This window comes from Pseudomonas sp. ok266, from assembly GCF_900110195.1.
GTDB classification, from domain to species: Bacteria; Pseudomonadota; Gammaproteobacteria; order Pseudomonadales; family Pseudomonadaceae; genus Aquipseudomonas; species Aquipseudomonas neuropathica.
Genome location: NZ_FOCU01000015.1, coordinates 109924 through 134397, shown reverse-complemented (window position 1 = coordinate 134397; position 24474 = coordinate 109924). Strand labels below are relative to the sequence as shown.

The 24474-nt window shown below is 59.2% G+C and carries 24 protein-coding genes; 13 read left to right on the top strand and 11 right to left on the bottom strand.

What is annotated here, in order from left to right; genetic code table 11:
* Positions 1–245: 245 nt before the first annotated feature.
* From BMY54_RS25795 to BMY54_RS25785, 3 genes are all read right to left on the bottom strand, one after another.
* A complete protein-coding gene (locus BMY54_RS25795; RefSeq protein WP_093439909.1) occupies positions 246–1904 on the bottom strand; it encodes a cation acetate symporter in 1659 nt (552 codons plus the stop codon).
* The gene (locus BMY54_RS25790; protein WP_093439905.1) at positions 1901–2212 is read right to left on the bottom strand and encodes a DUF485 domain-containing protein; all 312 of its coding nucleotides are present in this window, start codon (positions 2210–2212) and stop codon (positions 1901–1903) included. Before BMY54_RS25790 ends, BMY54_RS25795 begins: the two co-directional genes overlap by 4 nt.
* A 240-nt stretch (positions 2213–2452) precedes the next feature.
* A complete protein-coding gene (locus BMY54_RS25785; protein WP_093439901.1) occupies positions 2453–3304 on the bottom strand; it encodes a glycine betaine ABC transporter substrate-binding protein in 852 nt (283 codons plus the stop codon).
* A 286-nt stretch (positions 3305–3590) separates the two neighbouring features.
* On the opposite strand from BMY54_RS25785, the gene BMY54_RS25775 reads away from it, so the two are divergent.
* Positions 3591–5186, top strand: coding sequence for a glycoside hydrolase family 17 protein (locus BMY54_RS25775; RefSeq protein ID WP_093439897.1), 1596 nt, complete (start codon positions 3591–3593; stop codon positions 5184–5186).
* Positions 5187–5283: 97 nt separating this feature from the next.
* Here BMY54_RS25775 and BMY54_RS25770 read toward each other — a convergent pair whose 3' ends face one another.
* The gene (locus BMY54_RS25770; RefSeq protein ID WP_093439893.1) at positions 5284–5652 is read right to left on the bottom strand and encodes a hypothetical protein; all 369 of its coding nucleotides are present in this window, start codon (positions 5650–5652) and stop codon (positions 5284–5286) included.
* A gap of 224 nt (positions 5653–5876) precedes the next feature.
* Between BMY54_RS25770 and BMY54_RS25765 the strand changes: the two genes are divergently transcribed.
* The gene (locus BMY54_RS25765) at positions 5877–7175 is read left to right on the top strand and encodes a hypothetical protein (RefSeq protein WP_064117369.1); all 1299 of its coding nucleotides are present in this window, start codon (positions 5877–5879) and stop codon (positions 7173–7175) included.
* A complete protein-coding gene (locus tag BMY54_RS25760) occupies positions 7168–7956 on the top strand; it encodes an MlaA family lipoprotein (protein WP_034151542.1) in 789 nt (262 codons plus the stop codon). The genes BMY54_RS25765 and BMY54_RS25760 overlap by 8 nt, the downstream gene beginning before the upstream one ends.
* A 181-nt stretch (positions 7957–8137) precedes the next feature.
* Here the strand turns inward: BMY54_RS25760 and BMY54_RS25755 are convergent, their stop codons facing one another.
* The gene (locus BMY54_RS25755; RefSeq protein ID WP_093439889.1) at positions 8138–9052 is read right to left on the bottom strand and encodes a DUF808 domain-containing protein; all 915 of its coding nucleotides are present in this window, start codon (positions 9050–9052) and stop codon (positions 8138–8140) included.
* Positions 9053–9187: 135 nt separating this feature from the next.
* Here BMY54_RS25755 and BMY54_RS25750 point away from each other — a divergent pair, with 135 nt between their 5' ends.
* Positions 9188–9793, top strand: a complete 606-nt coding sequence (locus BMY54_RS25750; protein ID WP_007919931.1) for a TetR/AcrR family transcriptional regulator — start codon at positions 9188–9190, stop codon at positions 9791–9793.
* 112 nt (positions 9794–9905) lie between these two features.
* Here BMY54_RS25750 and BMY54_RS25745 read toward each other — a convergent pair whose 3' ends face one another.
* Both BMY54_RS25745 and BMY54_RS25740 read right to left on the bottom strand, forming a co-directional pair.
* The gene (locus BMY54_RS25745; protein WP_093439884.1) at positions 9906–10364 is read right to left on the bottom strand and encodes an REP-associated tyrosine transposase; all 459 of its coding nucleotides are present in this window, start codon (positions 10362–10364) and stop codon (positions 9906–9908) included.
* A gap of 209 nt (positions 10365–10573) precedes the next feature.
* Positions 10574–11014 carry a GlcG/HbpS family heme-binding protein gene (locus tag BMY54_RS25740; RefSeq protein ID WP_016987506.1) on the bottom strand — a complete coding sequence of 147 codons (441 nt, stop codon included), beginning with the start codon at positions 11012–11014 and terminating at the stop codon, positions 10574–10576.
* 268 nt (positions 11015–11282) lie between these two features.
* Here BMY54_RS25740 and gcl point away from each other — a divergent pair, with 268 nt between their 5' ends.
* From gcl to BMY54_RS25700, 8 genes are all read left to right on the top strand, one after another.
* Entirely contained in the window at positions 11283–13058 is a 1776-nt protein-coding gene (gene gcl / locus BMY54_RS25735) for a glyoxylate carboligase (protein ID WP_007919935.1), read from the top strand.
* 136 nt (positions 13059–13194) lie between these two features.
* Positions 13195–13977: a hydroxypyruvate isomerase gene (gene hyi / locus BMY54_RS25730; protein WP_077571696.1), complete on the top strand. Its 783-nt coding sequence runs from the start codon at positions 13195–13197 to the stop codon at positions 13975–13977.
* Positions 13978–14133: 156 nt separating this feature from the next.
* A complete protein-coding gene (locus tag BMY54_RS25725; protein WP_007919937.1) occupies positions 14134–15027 on the top strand; it encodes a 2-hydroxy-3-oxopropionate reductase in 894 nt (297 codons plus the stop codon).
* Positions 15028–15187: 160 nt separating this feature from the next.
* On the top strand, positions 15188–16462 hold the full coding sequence (locus tag BMY54_RS25720; RefSeq protein WP_093439880.1) for a glycerate kinase type-2 family protein: 1275 nt from the start codon (positions 15188–15190) through the stop codon (positions 16460–16462).
* Complete coding sequence (pyk, locus tag BMY54_RS25715; RefSeq protein WP_093439875.1) at positions 16459–17874, top strand: pyruvate kinase; 1416 nt, start codon at positions 16459–16461, stop codon at positions 17872–17874. Before BMY54_RS25720 ends, pyk begins: the two co-directional genes overlap by 4 nt.
* 146 nt (positions 17875–18020) lie before the next feature.
* On the top strand, positions 18021–18935 hold the full coding sequence (locus tag BMY54_RS25710) for an urea transporter (protein ID WP_093439870.1): 915 nt from the start codon (positions 18021–18023) through the stop codon (positions 18933–18935).
* 21 nt (positions 18936–18956) lie between these two features.
* Positions 18957–19781, top strand: coding sequence for an ion transporter (locus BMY54_RS25705; RefSeq protein WP_093439865.1), 825 nt, complete (start codon positions 18957–18959; stop codon positions 19779–19781).
* 104 nt (positions 19782–19885) lie between these two features.
* Entirely contained in the window at positions 19886–20884 is a 999-nt protein-coding gene (locus BMY54_RS25700) for a sulfate ABC transporter substrate-binding protein (RefSeq protein ID WP_034151535.1), read from the top strand.
* A gap of 239 nt (positions 20885–21123) precedes the next feature.
* Here BMY54_RS25700 and BMY54_RS25695 read toward each other — a convergent pair whose 3' ends face one another.
* Positions 21124–21735, bottom strand: coding sequence for a DUF5666 domain-containing protein (locus BMY54_RS25695; RefSeq protein WP_093439861.1), 612 nt, complete (start codon positions 21733–21735; stop codon positions 21124–21126).
* 241 nt (positions 21736–21976) lie between these two features.
* On the opposite strand from BMY54_RS25695, the gene BMY54_RS25690 reads away from it, so the two are divergent.
* Positions 21977–23164: an MFS transporter gene (locus BMY54_RS25690; RefSeq protein WP_093439857.1), complete on the top strand. Its 1188-nt coding sequence runs from the start codon at positions 21977–21979 to the stop codon at positions 23162–23164.
* 69 nt (positions 23165–23233) lie between these two features.
* Here BMY54_RS25690 and BMY54_RS25685 read toward each other — a convergent pair whose 3' ends face one another.
* From BMY54_RS25685 to BMY54_RS25675, 3 genes are all read right to left on the bottom strand, one after another.
* Complete coding sequence (locus tag BMY54_RS25685; protein WP_093439853.1) at positions 23234–23638, bottom strand: type II toxin-antitoxin system HicB family antitoxin; 405 nt, start codon at positions 23636–23638, stop codon at positions 23234–23236.
* The gene (locus BMY54_RS25680; RefSeq protein ID WP_093439849.1) at positions 23638–23850 is read right to left on the bottom strand and encodes a type II toxin-antitoxin system HicA family toxin; all 213 of its coding nucleotides are present in this window, start codon (positions 23848–23850) and stop codon (positions 23638–23640) included. The genes BMY54_RS25685 and BMY54_RS25680 overlap by 1 nt, the downstream gene beginning before the upstream one ends.
* Before the next feature lie 207 nt (positions 23851–24057).
* Positions 24058–24462, bottom strand: coding sequence for a hypothetical protein (locus BMY54_RS25675; RefSeq protein ID WP_093439844.1), 405 nt, complete (start codon positions 24460–24462; stop codon positions 24058–24060).
* Between the last annotated feature and the right edge of the window lie 12 nt (positions 24463–24474).

Sequence of the window (24474 nt, the reverse complement as noted above, 5' to 3'; positions counted from 1 at the left end):
CGGATCGATCCCGCAGCGAAGGAACCCCGAGCCCCAGCGAGCGGGCCGCACGTAGGAGCAAGCGTTTTTTTTCTTACTTTTTTTAGGCGTTTGTAAAAAAAGTGAGTCGCCGTAAGGGCGAAACCCTAATCAGCCGTTACCGCAGCAACGGATATGTACACAGCTCTAGCCGATAACCGCCCAATAAAAATGCCCCGATCTCTCAACCGGGGCATTCAGCACAACATTACAAAACCATCAAACCATCAATGCGAAACCGCCCCACTCGCCCCCAACCCAGTCTGCGAACGCACAAACTGCGGGAAGAACAGCGCCCGCTCGTTATCCGCAGCCGTCGACTTGTCAGTAATCGAGAAGAACCAGATCCCGACAAAAGCAATGATCATCGAAAACAACGCCGGATACTCGTAAGGGAAGATTGCCTTCTCATGATGCAGAATCTGCACCCAGATGGTCGGGCCAAGGATCATCAAGCCCACCGCACTCACCAGACCCAACCAGCCACCAATCATCGCGCCCCGAGTGGTCAGCTTCTTCCAGTACATCGAAAGCAACAGCACCGGGAAGTTACAGCTGGCAGCGATCGAGAACGCCAAGCCCACCATGAACGCAATGTTCTGGCTTTCGAACAAGATACCCAAGCCAATAGCCAGAATACCCAGCGCAACCGTGGTGATCTTCGAAACGCGAATCTCATCCTTGTCGTTAGCCTTGCCCTTCTTGATCACGCTGGCATACAGATCGTGAGAGACCGCCGAAGCACCGGCCAGGGTCAGACCCGCCACTACCGCCAGAATGGTCGCAAACGCTACAGCCGAGATAAAGCCCAGGAAAATACTGCCGCCCACCGCGTCAGCCAGGTGCACCGCCGCCATGTTATTGCCGCCGAGCAGAGCGCCCGCCGCATCTTTGAAGGCCGGGTTGGTGCTGACCAGCAGGATCGCGCCGAAGCCGATGATGAACGTCAGGATGTAGAAGTAACCAATGAAGCCAGTGGCGTAGAGCACGCTCTTGCGCGCTTCTTTGGCGTCACTCACGGTGAAGAAACGCATCAGAATGTGCGGCAGGCCAGCGGTACCGAACATCAGTGCCAGGCCGAGGGAGAACGCCGATACCGGATCTTTCACCAAACCGCCCGGGCTCATGATCGCCTCACCTTTCGGGTGAACCTTGATCGCCTCGGAGAACAGCATGTTGAAGTCGAAGTTGACGTGCTTCATCACCATCAGCGCCATGAACGAGGCACCGGACAGCAGCAGCACCGCCTTGATGATCTGCACCCAGGTGGTCGCCAGCATGCCGCCGAACAGCACGTACATGCACATCAGGATACCGACCAGAATCACCGCCACGTAGTAGTCGAGACCGAACAGCAGCTGGATCAGCTTGCCGGCACCAACCATTTGCGCGATCAGGTAGAACGCCACCACCACCAGCGAGCCGCAGGCCGATAGCGTGCGGATCTGGGTTTGCCCGAGGCGGTAGGACGCCACGTCGGCAAAGGTGTATTTCCCCAGGTTACGCAGACGCTCGGCGATCAGGAACAGAATGATCGGCCAGCCCACCAGGAAGCCGATCGAGTAGATCAGGCCATCGTAGCCGGAGGTGAACACCAGCGCGGAAATCCCCAGGAAGGACGCCGCGGACATGTAGTCACCGGCAATCGCCAGACCGTTCTGGAAACCGGTGATTTTGCCGCCCGCCGCGTAGTAGTCGGCAGCCGACTTGTTACGCTTGGACGCCCAGTAAGTGATGCACAGGGTCGCACCGACGAACACCACGAACATGGCAATCGCCGCGACATTGAGCGGTTGTTTGTGAACTTCACCGGTCAGGGCGTCAGCGGCCCAGACCGCAGGCGCGAACGCCGAGATGCTCAGAAGAGCCAGTAGACGCCGGATCATTGCTGAGCCTCCTTGAGAATCGCATTGTTCAGGTCGTCAAACTCGCCATTGGCGCGGCGCACATAGATACCGGTCAGGACGAAGGCCGAGACAATCAGACCGACACCGATCGGAATGCCCCAGGTAATCGAAGATTCAGGACTGAGTTTCGCCCCGAGCACTTGCGGCCCGTAAGCGATCAACAGAATGAATGCGGAGTACAGCCCGAGCATGATTGCCGAGAGAATCCAGGCGAATCGTTCCCTTTTCTGAACCAGCTCCTTGAATCGGGGACTGTTTTGAATCGAGAGGTAAATGCTGTCGTTCATTGTTTTTATCCTCGCAGCACAAATTATTGTTGGAACATAGCTAATGTATGCGGCTGCGAGCGCGGTAACAGACGACCTTAGTAGTAGAACGCCATGACACTTTTGCCAATTTCCGGTACACACAAAACAACTGTGGGAGCGAGCTTGCTCGCGAAGGCGTCGGATCAGTCGATATTTGCATCAACTGACAGATCGCATTCGCGAGCAGGCTCGCTCCCACAGGGTTAGGCGGTGAGGCTTTTATTTAGTCCAGTCAGCCACGCGATCCGGGTGTTTGGCCACCCAATCCTTGGCCGCGGCTTCAGGTTTGGCACCGTCCTGAATCGCCAGCATGACTTCGCCGATTTCGTCTTTCGACGCCCACTGGAAGTTCTTCAGGAACTTGGCCACTTCCGGCGCTTTGGTCGCCAGTTCTTTGCTGCCGATGCTGTTCACGGTTTCAGCCGCGCCATACACGCCTTTCGGATCGTCGAGGAAGCGCAGTTTCCACTTGGCGAACATCCAGTGCGGCACCCAACCGGTAACGGCGATCGATTCGTTTTTCTTCTCGGCACGGGTCAGCTCGGCAATCATGCCGGCGCCGGAACTGGCCTTGAGCGAGTACTTGTCGAGGCCGTAATCCTTGATCGCCTGATCAGTCTTGAGCATCACGCCTGAACCGGCGTCGATGCCGACGATGCGATTCTTGAAGGTGTCGTCGGTTTTCAGGTCTTCGATCGACTTGGCTTTTACATACTCCGGCACGATCAGGCCGATTTTTGCATCCTTGAAGTTCGGGCCGTAATCGACGACCAGATCCTTGTTCTTCGTCCAGTATTCGCCGTGGGTCACGGGCAGCCAGGCCGAGAGCATGGCGTCGAGCTTGCCGGTGGCAACACCCTGCCACATGATCCCGGTGGCAACGGCTTGCAGTTTCACGTCGTAGCCGAGTTTCTGCTTGATCACTTCGGCCGCCACGTGGGTGGTCGCGACGCTGTCGGACCAGCCGTCAACGTAACCGATGTTCAGGGTCTGTTTTTCTGCGCTGGCGAAAGTGGAACTCATCGCAAGCACCACAGCGGCACCTGCGCCTAAAAGTCGTCGCATCTTCATCGTTACTTCCCCGAAATGCTGCGCCCGACGGATGCCGGGCATCGTCAACGTATTGTTATGGTGCACAGCGCCCCCATCACGCCTGACCGCAAACCAACTCGAACATCAGCGGAGTACTGATGCCTTGATCATCAACCTGACGCCGCAGGCGACCTGCTCTGTCAGCGACCTCAAGGCAACGAGAAACGACATCAGAAGGCCATTAATCGCGGCTATATAAATGACGCCAAATAATCCGCCCGAACTTTGCATGTGCAAATCATGCCGGTCACCAACCCCTCTATAAATGCAGGTAACATGCCTCGCTTTGCAGCCACTCGGCCTGACCATGTCCGCGACTTCCCGCTTCCCCTTTCTGCCTTATCTCTTCGCCTGCCTGCTCGGGCTGTTTGCCCTCGGCGGCTTCTGGTACGGCCTCGGCCAACCAGTGATCCTGCCCGACGCCGCGACCCCGACGCATAAATTGCAGTGCGCCTCCTACACCCCGTTCGATAAAGACCAATCGCCGTTCGACGTGCCGTTCAAACTGCGCCCGGAGCGCATGGACGCCGACCTCGCATTGCTGGCGACACGCTTTGAGTGCATACGCACTTACTCGATGACGGGCCTTGAGGCGCTGCCGGATCTGGCGCGCAAACACGGCTTGAAATTGATGATCGGCGCGTGGGTCAACAGCAACCCGGTGGACACCGAAAAGGAAGTCGACCTGCTGATCAAATCGGCCAACGCCAACGCGGATGTGGTCAGTGCAGTGATCGTCGGCAACGAGGCGCTGCTGCGCAAGGAAGTCACCGGCGCGCAACTGGCCCGATTGATCAACAAGGTCAAAAGTCAGGTCAAGCAACCGGTCACGTACGCCGATGTCTGGGAGTTCTGGCTCAAGCATCCTGAAGTCGCGCCAGCGGTGGACTTTCTGACAATTCATTTGCTGCCGTACTGGGAAGATGATCCGTCGAACATCGATGTCGCCCTGCAGCATGTGGCGGATGTGCGCCAGGTGTTCGGTAATAAATTCGCACCGAAAGACGTGATGATCGGCGAAACCGGCTGGCCGAGCGAAGGCCGTCAGCGCGAAACCGCCCTGCCGAGTCGGGTCAATGAGGCCAAATTCATTCGTGGTTTTGTCGCGATGGCCGAGAAGGAAGGCTGGCATTACAACCTGATCGAAGCCTTCGACCAGCCGTGGAAGCGCGGCAGTGAAGGCGCAGTCGGTGGCTATTGGGGCTTGTTCGATGCCGACCGTCACGACAAGGGCGTGCTGGCCGGGCCGGTGACCAACGTCCCCTATTGGAAGGAATGGCTGGCGGTCGGTGGTTTGATTTTTCTTGGCACGCTGATCCTTGGCGGTCGCGTCCGCACTACGCGCTCGGCGTTGGTGTTGCCGCTGCTGGGCGCCCTCGCCGCTTGCTCGATTGGCGCCTGGGGTGATCTCGCACGGGTAACCACGCGGTTTGCCAGTGAGTGGTTGTGGGTCGGCTTGCTGACGGTGTTGAATCTGTTGGTTCTGGCGCACGCTGCGTTGACGTTGAGCGCCCGTACTGGCTGGCGTGAGCGGGCGTTCAATCTATTGGAGCGCCGCGCGGGCTGGCTGGTCGCAGCGGCAGGTTTTGCCGCAGCAGTAATGATGCTGGAGATGGTCTTCGATCCGCGTTATCGCAGCTTTGCGAGCATGGCGTTCGTGCTGCCGGCGCTGGTTTATCTGTGCCGGCCGGTGAGCGTGCCGCGTCGGGAAATTGCCCTGCTGACGTTTATTGTCGGCGCGGGGATTGCGCCGCAGTTGTATCAGGAAGGTTTGCAGAATCAGCAGGCGTGGGGTTGGGCGTTGGTGAGTGGCTTGATGGTGGCTGCGTTGTGGCGCTGCCTGCGTGTTCGCAAGGTCTGATTTTCAGCGAGGCTAAAGACCTCTTCGCGAGCAAGCTCGCTCCCACAGGAGAATGCATTCCAAATGTGGGAGCGAGCTTGCTCGCGAAGACTGACTGTCAGGCGCTGCGGGACTCCCGGACCAGACGCAACCCGGCAATCACCAGCGCAAACACCGCCAACGTGGTGTTGTACAACGCCAGCGCCGGCGCCCCAAACACCAGCGCCAGCACCGCCAGCCACCACCCTGCCCGCCCCGGCAAGACAAAACCGATCAATGCCGCACCCAACGCCGTCCAGCCCATCACCTTGAAGTGAATCATCAACCCAAGGTTCGACCGCACCTGACATTCCCAGCGACTGGCCTCATCCACGCAGATGCCCACCCACTTTCCGTCTTCCATAAAGCCATAACGCGCGCCATAACTGGCGGCCAGCCACAACGGCAACAGAATGAGCAGCAAAATCACGGGCAAACGGCGGGACATGAAACACTCCAATCTTCGGAAATCGGCGGCCAGCTTAATCTGCCGCCAGCCGTGTGCAAGAACTAACAACTGTTAACTGTTCATTCAGGGCGTGCAAAGTGTATCGTCCAGCTACTATTACTCCGAATTCTGCCTGTTTGGTGCCGCAGCATGGCACTTTGGCGCAACCCCGGTGGTCATAGCCTGCGAACTTCATTCGGCACCTTCCTCTAAGGGATCTAGTCATGCTCCGTTCCTTGCGCTTCGCCGCGCTGTTCAGCGGCCTTATTTTGAGTGCGTCCGCACTGGCGGTGGATATCGATGCCGCCAGTTATGGCTACCCCCTGACCAACCCGTTCGAGGCGACCATCGCCACGACGCCGCCGGACTTGCGCCCGGAATTGCCGCTGGACGACGACATCAATCAGTCGGACCGCAGCCTGACGTTGCGCCCGGAGCGAGAGTTCATCCTGCCGGATAACTTTTGGGCGGTGAAAAAACTCACCTATCGCATCGCCACCCAGGACAAACCGGCACCGCTGATCTTCCTGATCGCCGGCACCGGCGCGCGTTATGACAGCACCCTCAACGAATACCTGAAAAAGCTCTACTACAAGGCCGGCTACCACGTCGTGCAATTGTCGTCGCCGACCAGTTTCGACTTCATCAGCGCCGCCTCGCGCTTCGCGACCCCGGGCGTGACCAAGGAAGACGCCGAGGACATGTATCGGGTGATGCAGGCCGTGCGCGCGCAGAACCCGAAACTGCCGGTGACCGAGTACTACCTGACCGGTTACAGCCTCGGCGCCCTTGATGCCGCCTTCGTCGCGCATCTGGACGAGACGCGCCGCAGCTTCAACTTCAAGAAAGTCCTGCTGCTCAATCCGCCGGTCAACCTCTACACCTCGGTGACCAACCTCGACAAGTTGGTGCAAACCGAGGTGAAAGGCATCAACAACAGCACCACGTTCTATGAACTGGTGCTGTCGAAGTTGACCCGCTACTTCCAGCAGAAAGGCTACATCGACCTCAACGATGCACTGCTCTACGACTTCCAGCAGTCCAAGCAGCACCTGACCAACGAACAGATGGCGATGCTGATCGGCACCTCGTTCCGCTTCTCGGCGGCCGACATTGCCTTCACCTCGGATCTGATCAACCGTCGCGGCCTGATCACCCCGCCGAAGTTCCCGATCACCGAAGGCACCAGCCTCACGCCATTCCTCAAGCGCGCGCTGCAGTGCGACTTCGACTGCTATCTGACCGATCAGGTGATTCCGATGTGGCGTGCGCGCACTGACGGCGGCAGCCTGCTGCAGCTGATCGACCAGGTCAGCCTGTATGCGCTCAAGGATTACCTGCACGACAGCCCGAAAATCGCCGTGATGCACAACGCCGACGACGTGATCCTCGGCCCGGGCGATCTCGGTTTCCTGCGTAAAACGTTCGGTGATCGTCTGACCGTTTATCCACTGGGCGGCCATTGCGGCAACCTTAACTACCGCGTCAACAGCGACGCCATGCTGGAGTTCTTCCGTGGCTAAATATCTCCTGCTGATGGCAGCGCTCCTCTGCGCAGGCGTGGCCCAGGCCGACAACAGTAAAGCCAACGCGCCGGTCGTCGTCGACAGCGACGGCTTCAAAGAGCCGCTCTCCAAACTCAAGTTCAACCCGGGGCTGGATCAGCGCGAATTCGAGCGCTCGACGCTCAACGCGCTGAACGTCTACGACCCGCTGGAGTCGTGGAACCGTCGGGTTTACCACTTCAACTACCGCTTCGACCAATGGGTGTTCCTGCCGGTGGTCGATGGCTATCGCTACATCACGCCGAGTTTTGTGCGTACCGGGGTAAGCAACTTCTTCAACAACCTCGGTGACGTGCCGAACCTGGTCAACAGCCTGTTGCAGTTCAAAGGTCAGCGCTCGATGGAAACCACCGCGCGCCTGCTGCTCAACACCACCATCGGCATTGCCGGCCTTTGGGACCCAGCGACCGCCATGGGCCTGCCGCGCCAGAGCGAAGACTTCGGCCAGACCCTGGGCTTCTACGGAGTACCGGGCGGCGCCTACTTCGTGTTGCCAATCCTCGGCCCGTCGAACATCCGCGACACCGCCGGTCTTGCTGTGGATTACACCGCCGAATCAGCGATCAACTTCCTCAACGTCTCGGAAGTCAGCTCCAACCACCCGGAAATCTGGGCCCTGCGCGCGGTCGACAAGCGCTACCAGACCAGCTTCCGCTACGGCCAGATGAACTCGCCGTTCGAGTACGAGAAGGTGCGTTACGTGTATACCGAAGCGCGTAAGTTGCAGATCGCCGAGTAAAAACGGCAGGCACAAAAAAGGGCCATTCAATGAAAATTGAATGGCCCTTTTTCATGGCATCAGCTGAATCCAATGTGGGAGCGAGCTTGCTCGCGAATGCGGTAGTCCAGTCAACATTTAAGTCGACTGATACTCCGCTTTCGCGAGCAAGCTCGCTCCCACATTTGTTTTGTGTCGCTGGTTAGCCCTTCACGGCTTTCCAGATTTTGCCGACAACGGAAACCACCGCCAACACCACCGCACCGGCAATAATCCCCGCCACGCCATTGAGCAACATCGGCACCGCAAACCCGGCACTACCGGCCGCGGCGCCAACGCCTTCAATCCAATCATGCACGACCGGCACGCCATGGGTGAGGATGCCGCCGCCGACCAGGAACATCGCCGCCGTGCCGACCACCGACAGGGTTTTCATCATGTACGGCGCGGCACTGAGAATGGCGCTGCCGATTTTCTTCGCCAACTGCCCAGGCTTTTGCGTCAGCCACAAGCCGAGGTCGTCGAGTTTGACGATGCCCGCCACCAGTCCATACACGCCCACCGTCATCACAATCGCGATACCGGACATGACGATCACTTGCTGAGTCAGCGAAGCAGTAGCCACGGTGCCCAGGGTGATCGCGATGATTTCTGCGGAGAGGATAAAGTCAGTGCGGATCGCGCCTTTGATCTTGTCCTTCTCGTACGCCACCAGATCGGTCGCCGGATCAGCAACTGCTTCAGTCAGTTGCGCATGTTCGACCTCGTCTTCAGCCTTGCTGTGCAGAAACTTGTGCGCAAGCTTCTCAAAACCCTCAAAGCACAGATACGCACCGCCGACCATCAACAATGGCGTCACCAGCCACGGCACGAACGCACTGATCGCCAGCGCCGATGGCACTAGAATCAGTTTGTTGACGAAAGAACCCTTGGCCACGGCCCAGACCACGGGGATTTCCCGTTCGGCACGTACGCCGGAGACCTGCTGGGCGTTGAGCGCCAGATCATCGCCGAGTACGCCGGCGGTCTTCTTGGCGGCCATTTTGCTCATCAACGCCACGTCATCCAGCACAGTGGCAATATCATCGACCAGCACCAGCAAACTGCTTCCTGCCATGAATCCTGTTTCCTTTTATGTATGAATGGTGCGAAGCATAACGCGACCACAGACCACACGGGGCATTCTTGAGCGCTGCGCGAGGCCGGTGCTACCATGCGCAACCGCCAGAACAGGCAAGGAACCACCGGGTTTATGAGCACAATCCGCGAGCGCAACAAAGAACTGATCCTGCGTGCCGCCAGTGAGGAGTTTGCCGACAAGGGCTTCGCTGCGACCAAAACCAGCGACATCGCCGCCAAGGCGGGATTGCCCAAGCCCAATGTCTACTACTACTTCAAGTCCAAGGAAAACCTCTACCGCGAGGTTCTGGAAAGCATCATCGTGCCGATTTTGCAGGCCTCGACCCCGTTCAATCCGGACGGCGTACCGAGCGAAGTGCTGAGCGGCTACATCCGCTCGAAAATCCGCATCTCCCGCGACCTGCCCTTCGCCTCGAAAGTATTCGCCAGCGAAATCATGCACGGCGCCCCACACCTCAGCGCCGACCTGGTCGAGCAACTCAACGGCCAGGCCAAGCACAACATCGATTGCATCCAGAGCTGGATCGACCGCGGGCAAATTGCCCCGATCGACCCTAATCACCTGATGTTCAGCATCTGGGCCGCGACCCAGACCTACGCCGACTTCGACTGGCAGATTTCTGCAGTCACCGGGAAAGACAAGCTGGACGAGGCGGATTATGAAGCGGCGGCGCAAACGATTATCCGGCTGGTGTTGAAGGGGTGTGAGCCGGACTGATAGACCGCGGCGACTGCTTCGCGAGCAAGCTCGCTCCCACAGGGATTCGTGAACGCCACAGATCCAATGTGGGAGCGAGCTTGCTCGCGAATGGAGCGACTCGGTTAGCCTGTCAGACCCACATCGCATCCCACAGGGGATAGTCGCCAAACTTCTGCACTAAACCTGCCCGCAATGGGTTGGCCACGACATAACGCGCCATTTTCACCAAATCGTCTTCCCGCCTCAGCGCACGGTCATGAAATCCCTGCTGCCACAAACTGCCTTTTCTATCCGCAGCCATATTCACAGCCCGCGCGCTCAAGGATTTGGTCCGTTGCATCAGGTCACTCAAGGAACCTCGCTTCAAATCGATCAACCAATGAAAGTGGTCAGGCATAACCACCCACGCCAAAGAGTCGGCAAAGCCCTGCTCTTGGGCGCGTCGAAATTGGTCAACGACCAACCTGCCCAACGCAAAATCGTGGAAAACAGGTTCGCGATATAGGGTATTGGCAGTCAGCAGATAAATTCGGTTGGGCTCGTCGTAACGACCAAAGCGCAAGCGATGTGAAGCGGACAGTTTCGGCATTCCTTTGCCCCTTTCAAGAGATGACCTGAAAGGTTAGATCTGTACACGGGGAGGAAGCGTCAAGACTGTTAGCCAGATGTGTCCGTTGAATCGCCTTCGCGAGCAAGCTCGCTCCCACAGGGGATTTGAGGTGTTCACACTTTATGTGACAGAACACAAACCTGTGGGAGCGAGCTTGCTCGCGAAGACTTCAGTTCAGACGCTAAAGATCAAGCAGCCACCCCCGCATCCGCCCTCAACTCCAACGCCTCCACCGCCCTGATCGCCACCTGCTCATCAATATCCGACAAATCCCCGCTAATCCCGATCGCACCCAGCACATTCCCCGCCTGATCCCGAATCAACACACCGCCCGGTGCCGGCACGACGCTGCCCTGGCCCATGCTGTTCAGCGCGGCAATAAAGGCTGGGCGTTGTTGCGCGTCGAGTGCCAGCAGGCGTGAGCCTTTGCCCAGCGCGATGGCGCCCCAGGCTTTGCCGATGGCGATGTTCGGGCGCAGCAGGCTGGCGCCGTCTTCGCGTTGCAGGGTGATCAGGTGACCGCCGGTATCGAGTACCGCGATGGTCAGCGGCGCGGCATTGATGCCGCGCCCTGCGTTGATGGCTTCGTTGACCAGGTTGACTGCGACTTTCAAGGTTAAAGCGCTCATGGTGCCGTCCTCATTTTGTTATAGGGAAAGTCGTGGGCCTGCGGTTTTCTGCCGCAGGTCGATGCAACAAATAGAACACAATGAATTATTTTTTTGTATACAATAATTATCGAAAAGCGCCACATGCGACGAAAAGCCACAGTCAGAAAGGCTTCCGACGAATGAAACAGGCGCTTGAGAAAATGGATTGACCTGCGCCGTCCGCCGTGAATACACTCTGCGCAAAGCCACTTGTATACAATTACAAAACGTAAAGAGGCACAAAACCATGAGCAAAATGAGAGCAATCGAAGCCGCCGTTCTGGTGATGCGCCGTGAAGGGGTTGATACCGCTTTTGGCATCCCGGGCGCTGCCATCAACCCGCTGTACTCCGCCTTGCAGAAGGTCGGTGGCATCGATCACGTCCTTGCTCGCCACGTTGAAGGCGCCTCGCACATGGCCGAGGGCTACACCCGCACCAAGGCCGGCAACATCGGCGTGTGCATCGGTACTTCCGGCCCTGCCGGTACCGACATGGTCACCGGGCTCTACAGCGCCTCGGCCGACTCGATTCCAATCCTCTGCATTACCGGCCAGGCACCCCGCGCCCGTATGCACAAGGAAGACTTCCAGGCTGTCGACATCACCAGCATCGTCAAGCCAGTCACCAAGTGGGCGACCACTGTTCTGGAACCGGGCCAGGTGCCTTACGCGTTCCAGAAAGCGTTCTTTGAAATGCGCTCCGGCCGTCCTGGCCCCGTGCTGATCGACCTGCCGTTCGACGTGCAGATGGCCGAAATCGAATTCGACATCGACGCCTACCAGCCGCTGCCGCTGGCCAAACCGACTGCGACCCGCGTTCAGGTCGAGAAGGCTTTGGCTTTGCTGGATCAGGCTGAGCGTCCATTGCTGGTGGCCGGCGGCGGCATCATCAACGCCGACGCCAGCGATCTGCTGGTTGAATTCGCTGAGCTGACCGGCATCCCGGTGATCCCGACCCTGATGGGCTGGGGCACTATCCCGGACGATCACCCGCTGATGGTGGGCATGGTTGGCCTGCAGACTTCGCACCGTTACGGCAACGCGACCATGCTGAAATCCGACGTGGTGTTGGGTATCGGTAACCGTTGGGCCAACCGTCACACCGGTTCGGTTGACGTTTACACCGAAGGTCGCAAGTTCATTCACGTCGACATCGAAGGCACGCAGATCGGCCGCGTGTTCACGCCGGATCTGGGCATCGTTTCCGACGCCGCTGCAGCACTGACCGTGTTCATCGAAGTGGCGCGTGAGTGGCAAGCCGCCGGCAAGCTGAAAAACCGCAGTGCCTGGCTGCAAGACTGCCAGCAGCGTAAAGCCAGCCTGCATCGCAAGACCCACTTCGACAACGTGCCGGTCAAGCCGCAGCGCGTTTACGAAGAAATGAACCAGGTGTTCGGCAAGGACACCTGCTACGTCAGCACCATTGGTCTGTCGCAGATTGCCGGCGCGCAGTTCCTGCACGTCTACAAGCCGCGTCACTGGATCAACTGTGGCCAGGCCGGCCCGTTGGGCTGGACCATTCCGGCAGCGCTGGGCGTGGTGAAGGCCGATCCGAGCCGGAAAGTCGTGGCCCTGTCGGGGGACTATGACTTCCAGTTCATGATCGAAGAACTGGCGGTCGGCGCTCAGTTCAAACTGCCGTACATCCACGTCGTGGTGAACAACTCGTACCTGGGTCTGATCCGTCAGGCCCAGCGCGGGTTCGAAATGGACTACTGCGTGCAGCTGTCCTTCGATAACCTGAACGCGCCGGAACTCAACGGTTACGGTGTTGACCACGTTGCAGTGGCTGAAGGCCTCGGCTGTAAAGCGCTGCGTGTATTCGAGCCCTCGGAAATCGCCCCTGCCCTGCGCAAGGCCGAACAGATGATCGAAGAGTTCAAGGTGCCGGTGATCGTCGAGATCATTCTGGAGCGTGTGACCAACATCTCCATGGGCACCGAGATCAACGCCGTCAACGAATTCGAAGACCTGGCGCTGGTCGGCAACGATGCGCCAACGGCGATTTCGCTGCTTGATTAACTGCTGACCGCTGATCGTTCCCACGCTCTGCGTGGGCGCAGCCCGGGACGCTCTGCGTCCCAAAGCGGACGCAGAGCGTCCATTGAGGCATTCCCACGCAGAGCGTGGGAACGAGAATCTAGAACGGGAGACCACCATGCCGCGTTTCGCAGCCAACCTGTCCATGCTGTTCACCGAACAGGATTTCCTTGCCCGTTTCGACGCCGCCGCCAAGGCTGGTTTCAGCGGTGTCGAGTACCTGTTCCCGTACGACTTCAGCTCTGCCGAAATCAAGGCCAAGCTCGACGCCAACGGTCTGACCCAAGTGCTGTTCAACCTGCCGGCCGGTGACTGGGCCAAGGGCGAGCGCGGTATCGCGTGCCTGCCGGATCGGGTTGAAGAGTTCCGCGCCGGTGTCGATCTGGCGATTGCCTACGCGCAAGTGCTGGGCAACACCCAGATCAACTGCCTGGCCGGTATTCGTCCGCAAGGCGTTGACGATGCCACCGTGGAAAAGACCTTCGTCGCCAACCTGAAATACGCCGCCGACAAGCTGCAGGCAGCGGGCATCAAACTGGTGATGGAAGCGATCAACACCCGCGACATTCCGGGTTTCTACCTGAACAACACAGCGCAAGCCCTGTCGATTCGCGAGCAGGTCGGCAGCGCCAATCTGTTCCTGCAATACGACATCTATCACATGCAAATCATGGAAGGCGATCTGGCCCGCACCCTGCAATCGCACCTGGGCGAGATCAACCATGTGCAGCTCGCGGACAACCCGGGGCGCAACGAACCAGGCACCGGTGAAATCAACTACCGCTTCCTGTTCGAACACCTCGATCGCATCGGTTATCAGGGGTGGGTGGGCTGTGAATACAAGCCGCTGACCACCACCGAAGCAGGCCTCGGCTGGCTGAAAACCCATAACGCAATCTGACGCAGATCCCCTGTAGGAGTGAGCCTGCTCGCGATGAATTCACCTCGGTACACCTGATGTACCTCAGCGCCTGAATCGCGAGCAGGCTCACTCCTACATAAAGGCAACAGCTTCCCCCTATTTGCTTGAGCAAGACAAAAACAAGAGGATTTTCTCATGGCTAAAATCGGATTTATCGGCACCGGCATCATGGGCCACCCAATGGCTTCGAACCTGCAGAAAGCCGGTCACAGCCTGTTCCTGTCCGCGCACCACGACGCCGCCCCCGCCGACCTGGTCGCCGCTGGCGCCGTCGCCCTGGCCAACCCGCGCGAAGTCGCGCAGGAAGCAGAATTCATCATCGTCATGGTCCCGGATACCCCGCAGGTCGACGACGTACTGTTCCGCGCCGACGGCGTTGCCGCCGGCCTGAGCAAAGGCAAAATCGTCATCGACATGAGCTCGATTTCGCCGACCGCGACCAAGGCGTTCGCCGCCAAGATCAACGAGAAAGGCGCGCAGTACCTCGACGCACCGGTGTCCGGTGGTGAAGTCGGCGCCAAAGCCGCGACTCTGAGCATCATGATCGGTGGCGACGCCGATGCCTTCGAACGCGCTCTGCCGCTGTTCCAGGCCATGGGCAAGAACATCACTCTGGTCGGTGGCAATGGCGACGGTCAGACCGCCAAAGTCGCCAACCAGATCATCGTCGCCCTGAACATTCAGGCCGTCGCTGAAGCCCTACTGTTCGCTTCGAAAAACGGTGCCGATCCAGCCAAGGTGCGTGAAGCACTGATGGGCGGTTTCGCTTCCTCGAAGATTCTTGAAGTGCACGGCGAGCGCATGATCAAAGGCACTTTCGATCCAGGCTTCCGCATCAGCCTGCACCAGAAGGACCTGAACCTGGCCCTGCAAGGCGCCAAAGAGCTGAACATCAACCTGCCGAACACCGCCAACGCCCAGCAAGTGTTCAGCACCTGCGCGGCCATCGGTGGCAGCAACTGGGACCACTCGGCGCTGATCAAGGGTCTGGAGCACATGGCCAACTTCTCGATTCGCGACAACAAATAAGCCACTGCCCCACCGCTTAAACCTGTGGGAGCGAGCTTGCTCGCGAAGAGGGCGTGTCAGTCGACATGGATATTGACTGATCCACCGCTTTCGCGAGCAAGCTCGCTCCCACAGGGATCTCTACCGCCCTTTCGAATAACAAGAATTCCGGGAGCCCGCCATGTCGGTCGATCCGCAACAACTGCTGCGCGAGCTGTTTGCCACAGCCATCGACGCGGCCCATCCGAACCAGGTCCTCGAAGCCCATCTGCCTGCTGATCGCAGCGGTCGGGTGATCGTCATCGGCGCCGGCAAAGCCGCTGCTGCCATGGCGCAAGTAGTCGAGCGCTGCTGGGAAGGTGAAGTCACAGGCCTGGTGGTGACCCGTTACGGTCACGGCGCCCCGTGCGAAAAAATCGAAGTGGTCGAAGCCGCGCATCCGGTGCCGGACGCTGCCGGTCTGGCCGTGGCCAAACGCGTGCTCGAACTGGTCAGCAACCTGAGCGAAGACGACCGCGTGATCTTCCTGCTCTCCGGTGGTGGCTCTGCCCTGCTGGCGCTACCTGCCGCAGGCATCACCCTCGCTGACAAGCAGTCGATCAACAAAGCCCTGCTCAAATCCGGCGCAACCATCGGCGAGATGAACTGCGTGCGCAAGCACCTCTCGGCGATCAAGGGCGGGCGTCTGGGCAAGGCCTGCTGGCCCGCGACTGTTTATACCTACGCGATTTCCGATGTACCGGGCGACCTCGCCACGGTCATCGCTTCCGGCCCGACCGTGGCCGATCCAAGCACCTCCGCCGAAGCGCTGGCGATCATCAAACGCTACGGCATCGAGATTCCGGTTTCGGTACGCACCTGGCTGCAAAGCCCTGAGTCGGAAACCGTGAAACCCGGTGATCCAAGCCTGGCACGCAGCCACTTCCAGTTGATCGCCCGTCCTCAGCAATCGCTGGACGCTGCGGCGGTGAAATGCCGTCAGGCCGGTTTCAGCACGCTGATCCTCGGCGACCTCGAAGGTGAGTCGCGCGAAGTGGCAAAAGTCCACGCCGGCATCGCCCGCCAGATCATCCATCACGGCCAGCCATTGGCGGCACCGTGCGTGATTCTCTCCGGCGGCGAAACCACCGTGACCGTGCGCGGCAATGGCCGTGGCGGGCGCAACGCCGAGTTCCTCCTTAGCCTCACCGACAGCCTCAAAGGCCAGCCCGGGATTTACGCCTTGGCGGGTGACACCGACGGCATCGACGGCTCGGAAGACAACGCCGGCGCAATCATGACCCCGGACAGCTACGCCCGCGCCGCCGCCCTCGGTTTGAGCGCCAGCGACGAACTGGATAACAACAACGGCTACGGCTATTTCGCGGCGCTCGATGCGTTGATCGTCACCGAGCCGACCCGCACCAACGTCAACGACTTCCGCGCCATCCTGATCCTTGAGAGCTGCAAATCATGACGCCTGATAAAAAGGTCAAAATCCTCGCCACCCTCGGGCCTGCTGTCGATGGCATCGAAGACATCCGTGAACTGGTCGAAGCCGGGGTCAACATCTTCCGCCTGAACTTCAGCCACGGTGATCACGCCGACCACGCCAAGCGCTATCAGTGGATCCGCGAAGTCGAGCGCCAGCTCAACTATCCGCTGGGCATTCTGATGGACTTGCAGGGACCGAAACTGCGCGTCGGCAAGTTCGCCGACGACAAGGTGCAACTGCATCGTGGTCAGGCGTTCCGCCTGGATCTGGACGCAACACCGGGCGATGAACGCCGGGTGAATCTGCCGCATCCGGAAATCATCGAAGCGCTGGAAGCGGGCATGGACCTGCTGCTCGACGACGGCAAACTGCGTCTGCGTGTGGTCACCAAATACGCTGACGCGATCGACACCACCGTGCTCAACGGCGGCGAGTTGTCGGATCGCAAAGGCGTCAACGTGCCGCAAGCAGTGCTCGACCTCAGCCCGCTGACTGCCAAGGATCGCCGTGACTTGAGCTTCGGTCTGGAACTGGGTGTGGACTGGGTCGCGCTGTCGTTTGTGCAACGCCCGCAAGACATCATCGAAGCCCGTGCACTGATCGGCGACAAAGCCTTTTTGATGGCGAAAATCGAGAAGCCTTCGGCCGTTGAGCAACTGCGCGAAATCGCTGAACTGAGCGACGCGATCATGGTGGCGCGTGGCGACCTCGGTGTTGAAGTACCTGCCGAAAGCGTGCCGCAGATTCAGAAGAACATCATCACCACCTGCCGCGAACTCGGCAAACCGGTGGTGGTGGCGACGCAGATGCTTGAGTCGATGCGCTTCTCCCCTGCCCCGACCCGCGCCGAAGTGACTGACGTTGCCAACGCCGTGGCCGAAGGCGCCGATGCGGTGATGCTGTCGGCGGAAACTGCCTCCGGCGAATACCCGCTGGAAGCGGTGCAGATGATGAGCAAGATCATTCGCCAGGTGGAAAACGGTCCGGACTATCAGACCCAGCTCGACGTCAGCCGGCCGAAAGCGGAAGCGACCGTTTCCGATGCGATCAGCTGCGCGATTCGTCGTATCAGCAACGTGCTGCCGGTGGCGGTGCTGGTCAACTACAGCGAGTCCGGTGCGTCGAGTTTGCGTGCAGCGCGGGAACGGCCGAAAGCGCCGATCCTCAACCTGACGCCGAACCTGCAGACCGCACGGCGTTTGAGCGTGGCGTGGGGCATTCATTCGGTGGTCAACGATCGCCTGCGTCAGGTCGATGAGGTTTGCTCGACCGCGCTGGAAATCGCCCAGGCGCAGGGTATGGCCGAGCGTGGCGACACGCTGCTGATCACTGCGGGGGTGCCGTTCGGGCAGCCTGGGTCGACTAACTCGCTGCGGATTGAAACGTTGATTTAGCGCCTGTACCGGCCTCTTCGCGAGCAGGCTCGCTCCCACAGTTGATTTGTGTGCATCACAAACTCAATGACTGAACAAAGATTCAATGTGGGAGCCAGCCTGCTGGCGAAGAAGGCAACTCGGTTTCACTGACTTTCAGAACTGCCATGCCTGCCAATCACTTCAACACCCACTGCCCCGACTGGGCCGAGGCTTTGCTCAACGGTTTCAGTCAGATATTCCTCCAGCGCCATCCGCTGTGTGGTCTGCTGTGCCTGTTGGCGATCCTGCTGACAGCACCGGTGCTGTTCGCCGGTGCGCTGCTCGGTGCCGTCGCCGGATTGCTCACCGCACAACGGCGCAACTACGCCAAGGCTGATCGCCAAGCCGGGTTGTTCAGCTACAACGGCATCTTGCTTGGCCTGCTGCTGAGCCTGTATTTCCCATGGTCGCCGCTGCTGCCGCCGCTGATTCTCGCAGCCGGCGGACTGAGCGCGATGGCCACGCAGCAATGGCTCAAACATGTGTACCGCAGCCGCTCGATTCCGGCCTACACCTCGCCGTTCGTGGCCATGAGCTGGATTCTTCTGCTGTTCACCGAACCGTCGGCGCCGATGGCGCACATCGAGATGAACACGCTGAACCTGCTCGCCGCTGAACTGCGCGGCTTGGGTCAGGTGATGTTCCTCGGTCATCCACTGGCCGGCGCATTGATCGCCGTCGGCTTGCTGATCGCTGATCGCCGTGCATTCTGCTGGGCGCTGCTGGCGTCGGCGATCGGCCTCGGCTCCAGTCTGCTGCACCACGAAACCAGTGCTGCACTGTTAGGCCTCGGCAGCTACAACGCCGTACTCGCCGCCCTCGCCTTTTCCGCGCAACGCCAACAACCGTGGCTGCCGCTAGTCGGCATCGTGTTAGCGCTGCTGGTTACACCGCTGTTTGCCGCCGTCGGCCTCGCCACGTTGACCGCGCCGTTTATCCTCGCCGGCTGGCTGATCCGCGCCGGGATTCAGATGCTCGGCAAAGCCACCGTCGAGCGTGCGCCTTGCGCTCACGGGGAGAATCAACCTAGGCTGCGCTGATCTTCGATTCAGGCGTTATCCATGGACAGCAGCAACAGTTGGCGCGAACGGCTTTACGTCATGATTTTCCAGAGCGACACCCTCGCCGGGCGTCGCTTCGACGGCACCCTGCTGTTGATCATCCTCGCCAGTCTGGTGATCGTGATGCTCGATAGTATCGACAGCATTCACCAGAACTATGCCGACGTGCTGGCCTACATCGAGTGGGGCTTCACGATCATCTTTCTCGGCGAGTACATCCTGCGTCTGTACTGCTCGCCCAAGCCGTTGCGCTACGCCTTCAGCTTTTATGGCCTGGTGGATCTGCTGGCCATCGTCCCGGGCATCCTCGCCCTGTATTACAGCGATGCGCAGTACCTGCTGATTATCCGGATCATCCGCATGCTGCGGATTTTCCGCGTGCTCAAGCTCAGCCCGTACCTCAAGCAAGCCAATTATCTGATGTCGGCGCTACGCGGCAGCAAGCAGAAGATCGTGGTGTTTCTGGTCAGCGTCTGCACCCTGGTGACGGTGTTCGGCACCCTGATGTACGTGATCGAGGGCCCCGAGCATGGCTTCACCAGCATTCCCAAAGGCATCTATTGGGCGATCGTCACGCTGACCACCGTGGGCTTCGGCGACATCGTGCCGAAGACCCCGCTGGGTCAGGTGATTTCGTCGCTGGTAATGATCACCGGTTACTCGATCATCGCCGTGCCGACCGGGATTTTCACCGCCGAACTGGCCAACGCCATGCGCGGCGAACAGCTGCAACACGATTGCCCGGTGTGCAAGAAAAACAGCCATGAACATGGCGCCGCGTTTTGCTCGCGATGTGGCAATGCCTTGTTCAAGAAACTGGAATAAGCAAAGAGCTTTTTAATCTTTAAACGACTATGCGCGCGCCGTTATAGTCAGTGGCAATTGAACATCACCCCCTGCTTCTACACCGATAAAACAAGGAATGCGCAGTGAAAAAACTCTTTGGCGCCTCACTTCTCGCCGCCGGCCTGGCCTTGGCCAACATCGCTCAGGCAGCCCCGACGCTGCTCAACGTTTCCTACGACGTGATGCGCGATTTCTACAAGGACTACAACACTGCGTTCCAGAAACACTGGCAAGCCGAGCACAACGAAAACATCACCGTGCAGATGTCCTTCGGCGGCTCGAGCAAGCAAGCGCGTTCGGTGATCGACGGCCTGCCGGCTGACGTCATCACCATGAACATGGCCACCGACATCAACGCCCTCGCCGACAACGGCAAACTGGTCCCGGAAAACTGGGTCACGCGTCTGCCGAACAACAGCGCGCCGTTCACCTCGGCCACGGTGTTCATCGTCCGCAAAGGCAACCCGAAAGCGCTCAAAGACTGGCCGGATCTGCTCAAGGACGGCGTGCAAGTGATCGTGCCAAACCCGAAAACCTCGGGTAACGGCCGCTACACCTACCTGTCGGCCTGGGGTTATGTGCTGAAGAACGGTGGCGACGAGAACAAGGCCAAAGACTTCGTCGGCAAACTGTTCAAGCAGGCGCCGGTGCTGGACACCGGTGGCCGTGCGGCGACCACCACGTTCATGACCAACCAGATCGGCGACGTGCTGGTGACCTTCGAAAACGAAGCGGAAATGATTGCCCGCGAGTTTGGTCGTGATCAGTTTGAAGTGATCTACCCGAGTGTTTCGGCAGAGGCTGAGCCGCCGGTTTCTGTGGTCGATAAAGTGGTCGACAAGAAAGGCTCGCGTGCGGCGGCGGATGAGTACCTGAAGTACCTGTGGTCGCCGGAAGGCCAGGAGATTGCTGCGGCAAACTACCTGCGTCCACGTGACCCGGCGGTGCTGGCGAAGTACACCGATCGCTTCCCGAAAGTTGATTTCCTTTCGGTGGAGAAGACCTTTGGTGACTGGCGTACGGTGCAGAAGACGCACTTCAATGATGGTGGGGTTTTCGATCAGATTTATAGTGGGCAGTAAGGTTTAAGCCGTGATGAAAAAGGCGACTCTCAGAGGTCGCCTTTTTTGTGGACGCTTTACCCTCACCCCAGCCCTCTCCCGGTGGGAGAGGGGGCCGACCGAGGTGTCTGGCGAGTTACATCGACCTGAGAAACCTTATCGATTATGGATTCGGCATCGCAGTTTCAGGTCGGCGTATTCCTTCAACATCCCCCAATCGGTCCCCTCTCCCTCCGGGAGAGGGCTAGGGTGAGGGGCTTCTACATCGGCGGCGTCACCCCATCCTTCCCCGCAGAAATAGATTGCGCCGTCAGCGTGCCATCCGCACCCTGCGTGACGAACGTAACAATCTTCACCCCCACCTTCAGCAAAGTCCGATCCCCGGGCACCAGATTGACGATCGGCACATCCTCCGGCACCAGAATCTTCTGCTGCCCGCCCTTGTAGTTAACCGTCAGCACCCGCCCGTTGCTCACCACCAGGTCGCCGACGCTGCCATTGGTCATGCTGCTGCCCTTGGCCAGATCAAACGGCCGATGGCCGTCGCCGCTGCCCGCCAGTTCCGGCGGAAACACATGCACCTCCAGTGCCTTGAGCGTGCCATCCTCTTGAGGCATCGCCGCCGAACCAATGTAACTGCCGGGTTTGATGTCCTCGATATTGGCCAGGGTGACCGCGCGAACTTTGGTGTCACCAGTCAACTGGATCACCACGTTCTCACCGCTGTTGACGTGGACTTTGAGGCTGTCGGCGCTGACCCCGGTGATCTCGCCGCGCACACCGAGGCGCATCCCCGGTGCGTCGGCGGCCTGTGCGCTCATCGCGCCGAGCAGGCTAGTCAGGACAATCGTTGCGATAAGACGAAGCTTCATTGCAATCCTCCGGTCATGAATGTTGAACAAGCCAATGCAAACATAAGCACGCTATCGAACAGGATGTAAGTGAATGTATCATCGACCCGCAACGGTCGGACGCAAGGTCCGCCGATGGATCACACGCTGCTAGCACCCCGACATTGCGCAACGGAATAACTGATATCAACCGAAGGCGTCTTCTGCCCATCCGGTTTGCCCCATAGCCTTAGCGCATTCTTTCGCTGGATCGAGAAACCTTATGACCACCACCACTCACGCAATGACCCGAGGCATGGTGCTGCTGTTCGCCTTTTGCTGCGGCGCCATCGTTGCCAACATTTACTACGCGCAGCCGATCATCGGCCTGATCGCGCCGGACATCGGCCTCTCCGATACCATGGCCAGTTTCATCGTCTCGCTGACGCAAATTGGCTATGCGCTGGGCCTGTTCTTTCTGGTGCCGCTGGGCGATCTGCTGGAAAACCGCCGTTTGATGATCACCACCACCGTGGTGGCGATTGCCAGTCTGTTGGCGGCGGCGTTTACCGATCAGCCGAACGTGTTCCTGCTGATCTCGTTGCTGGTGGGCTTCAGTTCGGTGTCGGTGCAGATTTTGATTCCGTTGGCCGCGCATCTGGCACCGGAAGAATCCCGTGGCCGGGTGGTCGGCGGGATCATGGGCGGCTTGTTGCTGGGTATCCTGCTGGCACGACCGGTGTCGAGCGTAGTCGCCGACCATTTGGGTTGGCGGGCGATGTTCATGATTGCCGCCGCATTGATGGCGGCAATCAGCGTGGTACTGGCGTTGACCGTGCCCAAGCGCCAGCCCGATCATAGCGCCACGTATGGCCAGTTGATCGGTTCGCTGTGGACCCTGCTGCGCCAACAACCGGTATTGCGTCAGCGGGCGTTTTATCAGGGCTGCATGTTCGCCACCTTCAGCCTGTTCTGGACCTCCGTGCCGCTGGAACTGGCGCGCAACCATGGTTTGTCGCAAAGCGAAATCGCGATCTTCGCCCTGGTCGGCGCCATCGGTGCCATCGCCGCACCGATCAGCGGACGTCTGGCTGACGCTGGCCATACCCGCATCGCTTCGCTACTGGCGATGATATTTGCCAGCCTGAGCTTCCTGCCGGCGTTCATTCATCCGGCCTACAGCGTCATCGGCCTGGCCGTGACCGGCGTGGTGCTCGACTTCTGCGTGCAGATGAACATGGTCCTCGGCCAACGCGCGGTCTACTCGCTGGACGCCAAAAGCCGTGGTCGCCTGAACGCGCTGTACATGACCAGCATCTTTATCGGCGGCGCCTTCGGCTCGTCGGTGGCGAGTGCGGTGTACGAGCATGGCGGCTGGTTGTGGATCGTGATTGTCGGCAGTGCGTTCCCGCTGTTGGCATTGTTGCGGTTTTTGAGTGTTTCGCAGCGTGGTTCATTGGCGACGGCGTAAGGCTTCAAAAGCTTCGCGAGCAGGCTCGCTCCCACGGGTTATTCATTTAGCCTGAGGGAGCGATGAAGCTTAGTAACGAACCAGTTTCTCCATCGCCGCATCCGCCAGAAAGGAGGAACGGCTTTTGACGTTGTGTTCGCGCACATAACGATCGATGCGCTGAATTACATAGCCAGGCAACGTCACGTTGACCTTTTCGGTCTTGCCGAGATAAGGCGAAATATCCAGCTCGAGCATGCCCCAACCCATGTCGGCAAAGTCCGGATTACTGCGATGAGCGGATGCCGAAGTCGGCATAGGAATCGACTCCCCGTCCGCCGCAATCTCCTGCAGCATGATGTGGGCGACTTCAACCGCCACGTTGTAGGCATCTTCAAAGCTATCCCCCGCTGTAACGGCGCCGGGAATATCGGGGATCTGAATACCGATGGCAGTGTTCTCGTCTCCCCACTCGATACAGATTGGATATTGCATTATGGATCTCCTTCGAAACTGGCTGGCGGGTTGTACAACCCGGCACGTCTCCTGATGCTTTTGACTGTCCCCAACGGCAAATCCTTTTTCGGATGAGGAACGGGAATCGTGTAAGGGTTGTAACGGTGCCTGAAAATGTGATGAATGCCGGTAATCCGGTCCAGCGTCCAACCCGCCTCCTCCAGCTCCTTGATCAATAACCTGCTTTGCACCAATCGCCTCCTTGCCCCGGCCCATTAAAAGTAACCCTAGAGTTACCTTTACTCAAGCACGAAAATCCACAGAGCGACGTCCGGTTGTTTTACATAGTGTGATTGAAACGCTAGATCCTGAGCTTTACGCAGCACTTCCTTGAGCAATTTCTGTGCGAACCCAACAGGCACACAGCAAAACGGCGATCCAAAGATCGCCGTTTTCATTTACTGCCCAAACTGCTTGCCCAACCCCGGGGGCACGCCGTGGATGTTGGTGTCTTCCCACGGGCCATTGGGGCTGACGGAGCGGCTCCAGCCGTTGTTCCAGCGGTAGTAGGTGCGCTGGCGGTAGAAAGTGTTGGTCTGGTCGTCGAGGACGTAGACGCCGAGTTTCTGGTCCCAGTGGCTGTTGCCGCCCGGTGGCGGTGCGAAGCTGGCCGAGGTGCGCGGGACGGGTTTGGACGGTTTTGCCGGGATGCTTTTGCCTGGGGTCGGCGAGGTCGACGGGGTCGGACTCGGTTGCGAAGGCGGGATCGGCGGCAGGTTGGTGGTCGGTTCCGGTCGTTGCACCGCACATGCACTCAAGCCCAGGGCCAGTGTGAGGACTGTGATTCGGGCGATGGTGTGCATGGCGGTGCTTTC

Excerpts from the sequence above, each read along its gene's own strand:
- BMY54_RS25690 (WP_093439857.1), top strand. The coding sequence starts at position 21,977 with ATGACCACCACCACTCACGCAATGACCCGAGGCATGGTGCTGCTGTTC.
- BMY54_RS25685 (WP_093439853.1), bottom strand. The coding sequence starts at position 23,638 with ATGCAATATCCAATCTGTATCGAGTGGGGAGACGAGAACACTGCCATC.
- BMY54_RS25770 (WP_093439893.1), bottom strand. The coding sequence starts at position 5,652 with ATGTCCCGCCGTTTGCCCGTGATTTTGCTGCTCATTCTGTTGCCGTTG.
- BMY54_RS25755 (WP_093439889.1), bottom strand. The coding sequence starts at position 9,052 with ATGGCAGGAAGCAGTTTGCTGGTGCTGGTCGATGATATTGCCACTGTG.
- BMY54_RS25765 (WP_064117369.1), top strand. The coding sequence starts at position 5,877 with ATGCTCCGTTCCTTGCGCTTCGCCGCGCTGTTCAGCGGCCTTATTTTG.
- hyi (WP_077571696.1), top strand. The coding sequence starts at position 13,195 with ATGCCGCGTTTCGCAGCCAACCTGTCCATGCTGTTCACCGAACAGGAT.
- BMY54_RS25785 (WP_093439901.1), bottom strand. The coding sequence starts at position 3,304 with ATGAAGATGCGACGACTTTTAGGCGCAGGTGCCGCTGTGGTGCTTGCG.
- gcl (WP_007919935.1), top strand. The coding sequence starts at position 11,283 with ATGAGCAAAATGAGAGCAATCGAAGCCGCCGTTCTGGTGATGCGCCGT.
- BMY54_RS25720 (WP_093439880.1), top strand. The coding sequence starts at position 15,188 with ATGTCGGTCGATCCGCAACAACTGCTGCGCGAGCTGTTTGCCACAGCC.
- BMY54_RS25750 (WP_007919931.1), top strand. The coding sequence starts at position 9,188 with ATGAGCACAATCCGCGAGCGCAACAAAGAACTGATCCTGCGTGCCGCC.
- BMY54_RS25795 (WP_093439909.1), bottom strand. The coding sequence starts at position 1,904 with ATGATCCGGCGTCTACTGGCTCTTCTGAGCATCTCGGCGTTCGCGCCT.
- BMY54_RS25675 (WP_093439844.1), bottom strand. The coding sequence starts at position 24,462 with ATGCACACCATCGCCCGAATCACAGTCCTCACACTGGCCCTGGGCTTG.
- BMY54_RS25725 (WP_007919937.1), top strand. The coding sequence starts at position 14,134 with ATGGCTAAAATCGGATTTATCGGCACCGGCATCATGGGCCACCCAATG.
- pyk (WP_093439875.1), top strand. The coding sequence starts at position 16,459 with ATGACGCCTGATAAAAAGGTCAAAATCCTCGCCACCCTCGGGCCTGCT.
- BMY54_RS25745 (WP_093439884.1), bottom strand. The coding sequence starts at position 10,364 with ATGCCGAAACTGTCCGCTTCACATCGCTTGCGCTTTGGTCGTTACGAC.
- BMY54_RS25705 (WP_093439865.1), top strand. The coding sequence starts at position 18,957 with ATGGACAGCAGCAACAGTTGGCGCGAACGGCTTTACGTCATGATTTTC.
- BMY54_RS25710 (WP_093439870.1), top strand. The coding sequence starts at position 18,021 with ATGCCTGCCAATCACTTCAACACCCACTGCCCCGACTGGGCCGAGGCT.
- BMY54_RS25740 (WP_016987506.1), bottom strand. The coding sequence starts at position 11,014 with ATGAGCGCTTTAACCTTGAAAGTCGCAGTCAACCTGGTCAACGAAGCC.
- BMY54_RS25695 (WP_093439861.1), bottom strand. The coding sequence starts at position 21,735 with ATGAAGCTTCGTCTTATCGCAACGATTGTCCTGACTAGCCTGCTCGGC.
- BMY54_RS25775 (WP_093439897.1), top strand. The coding sequence starts at position 3,591 with ATGCAGGTAACATGCCTCGCTTTGCAGCCACTCGGCCTGACCATGTCC.
- BMY54_RS25790 (WP_093439905.1), bottom strand. The coding sequence starts at position 2,212 with ATGAACGACAGCATTTACCTCTCGATTCAAAACAGTCCCCGATTCAAG.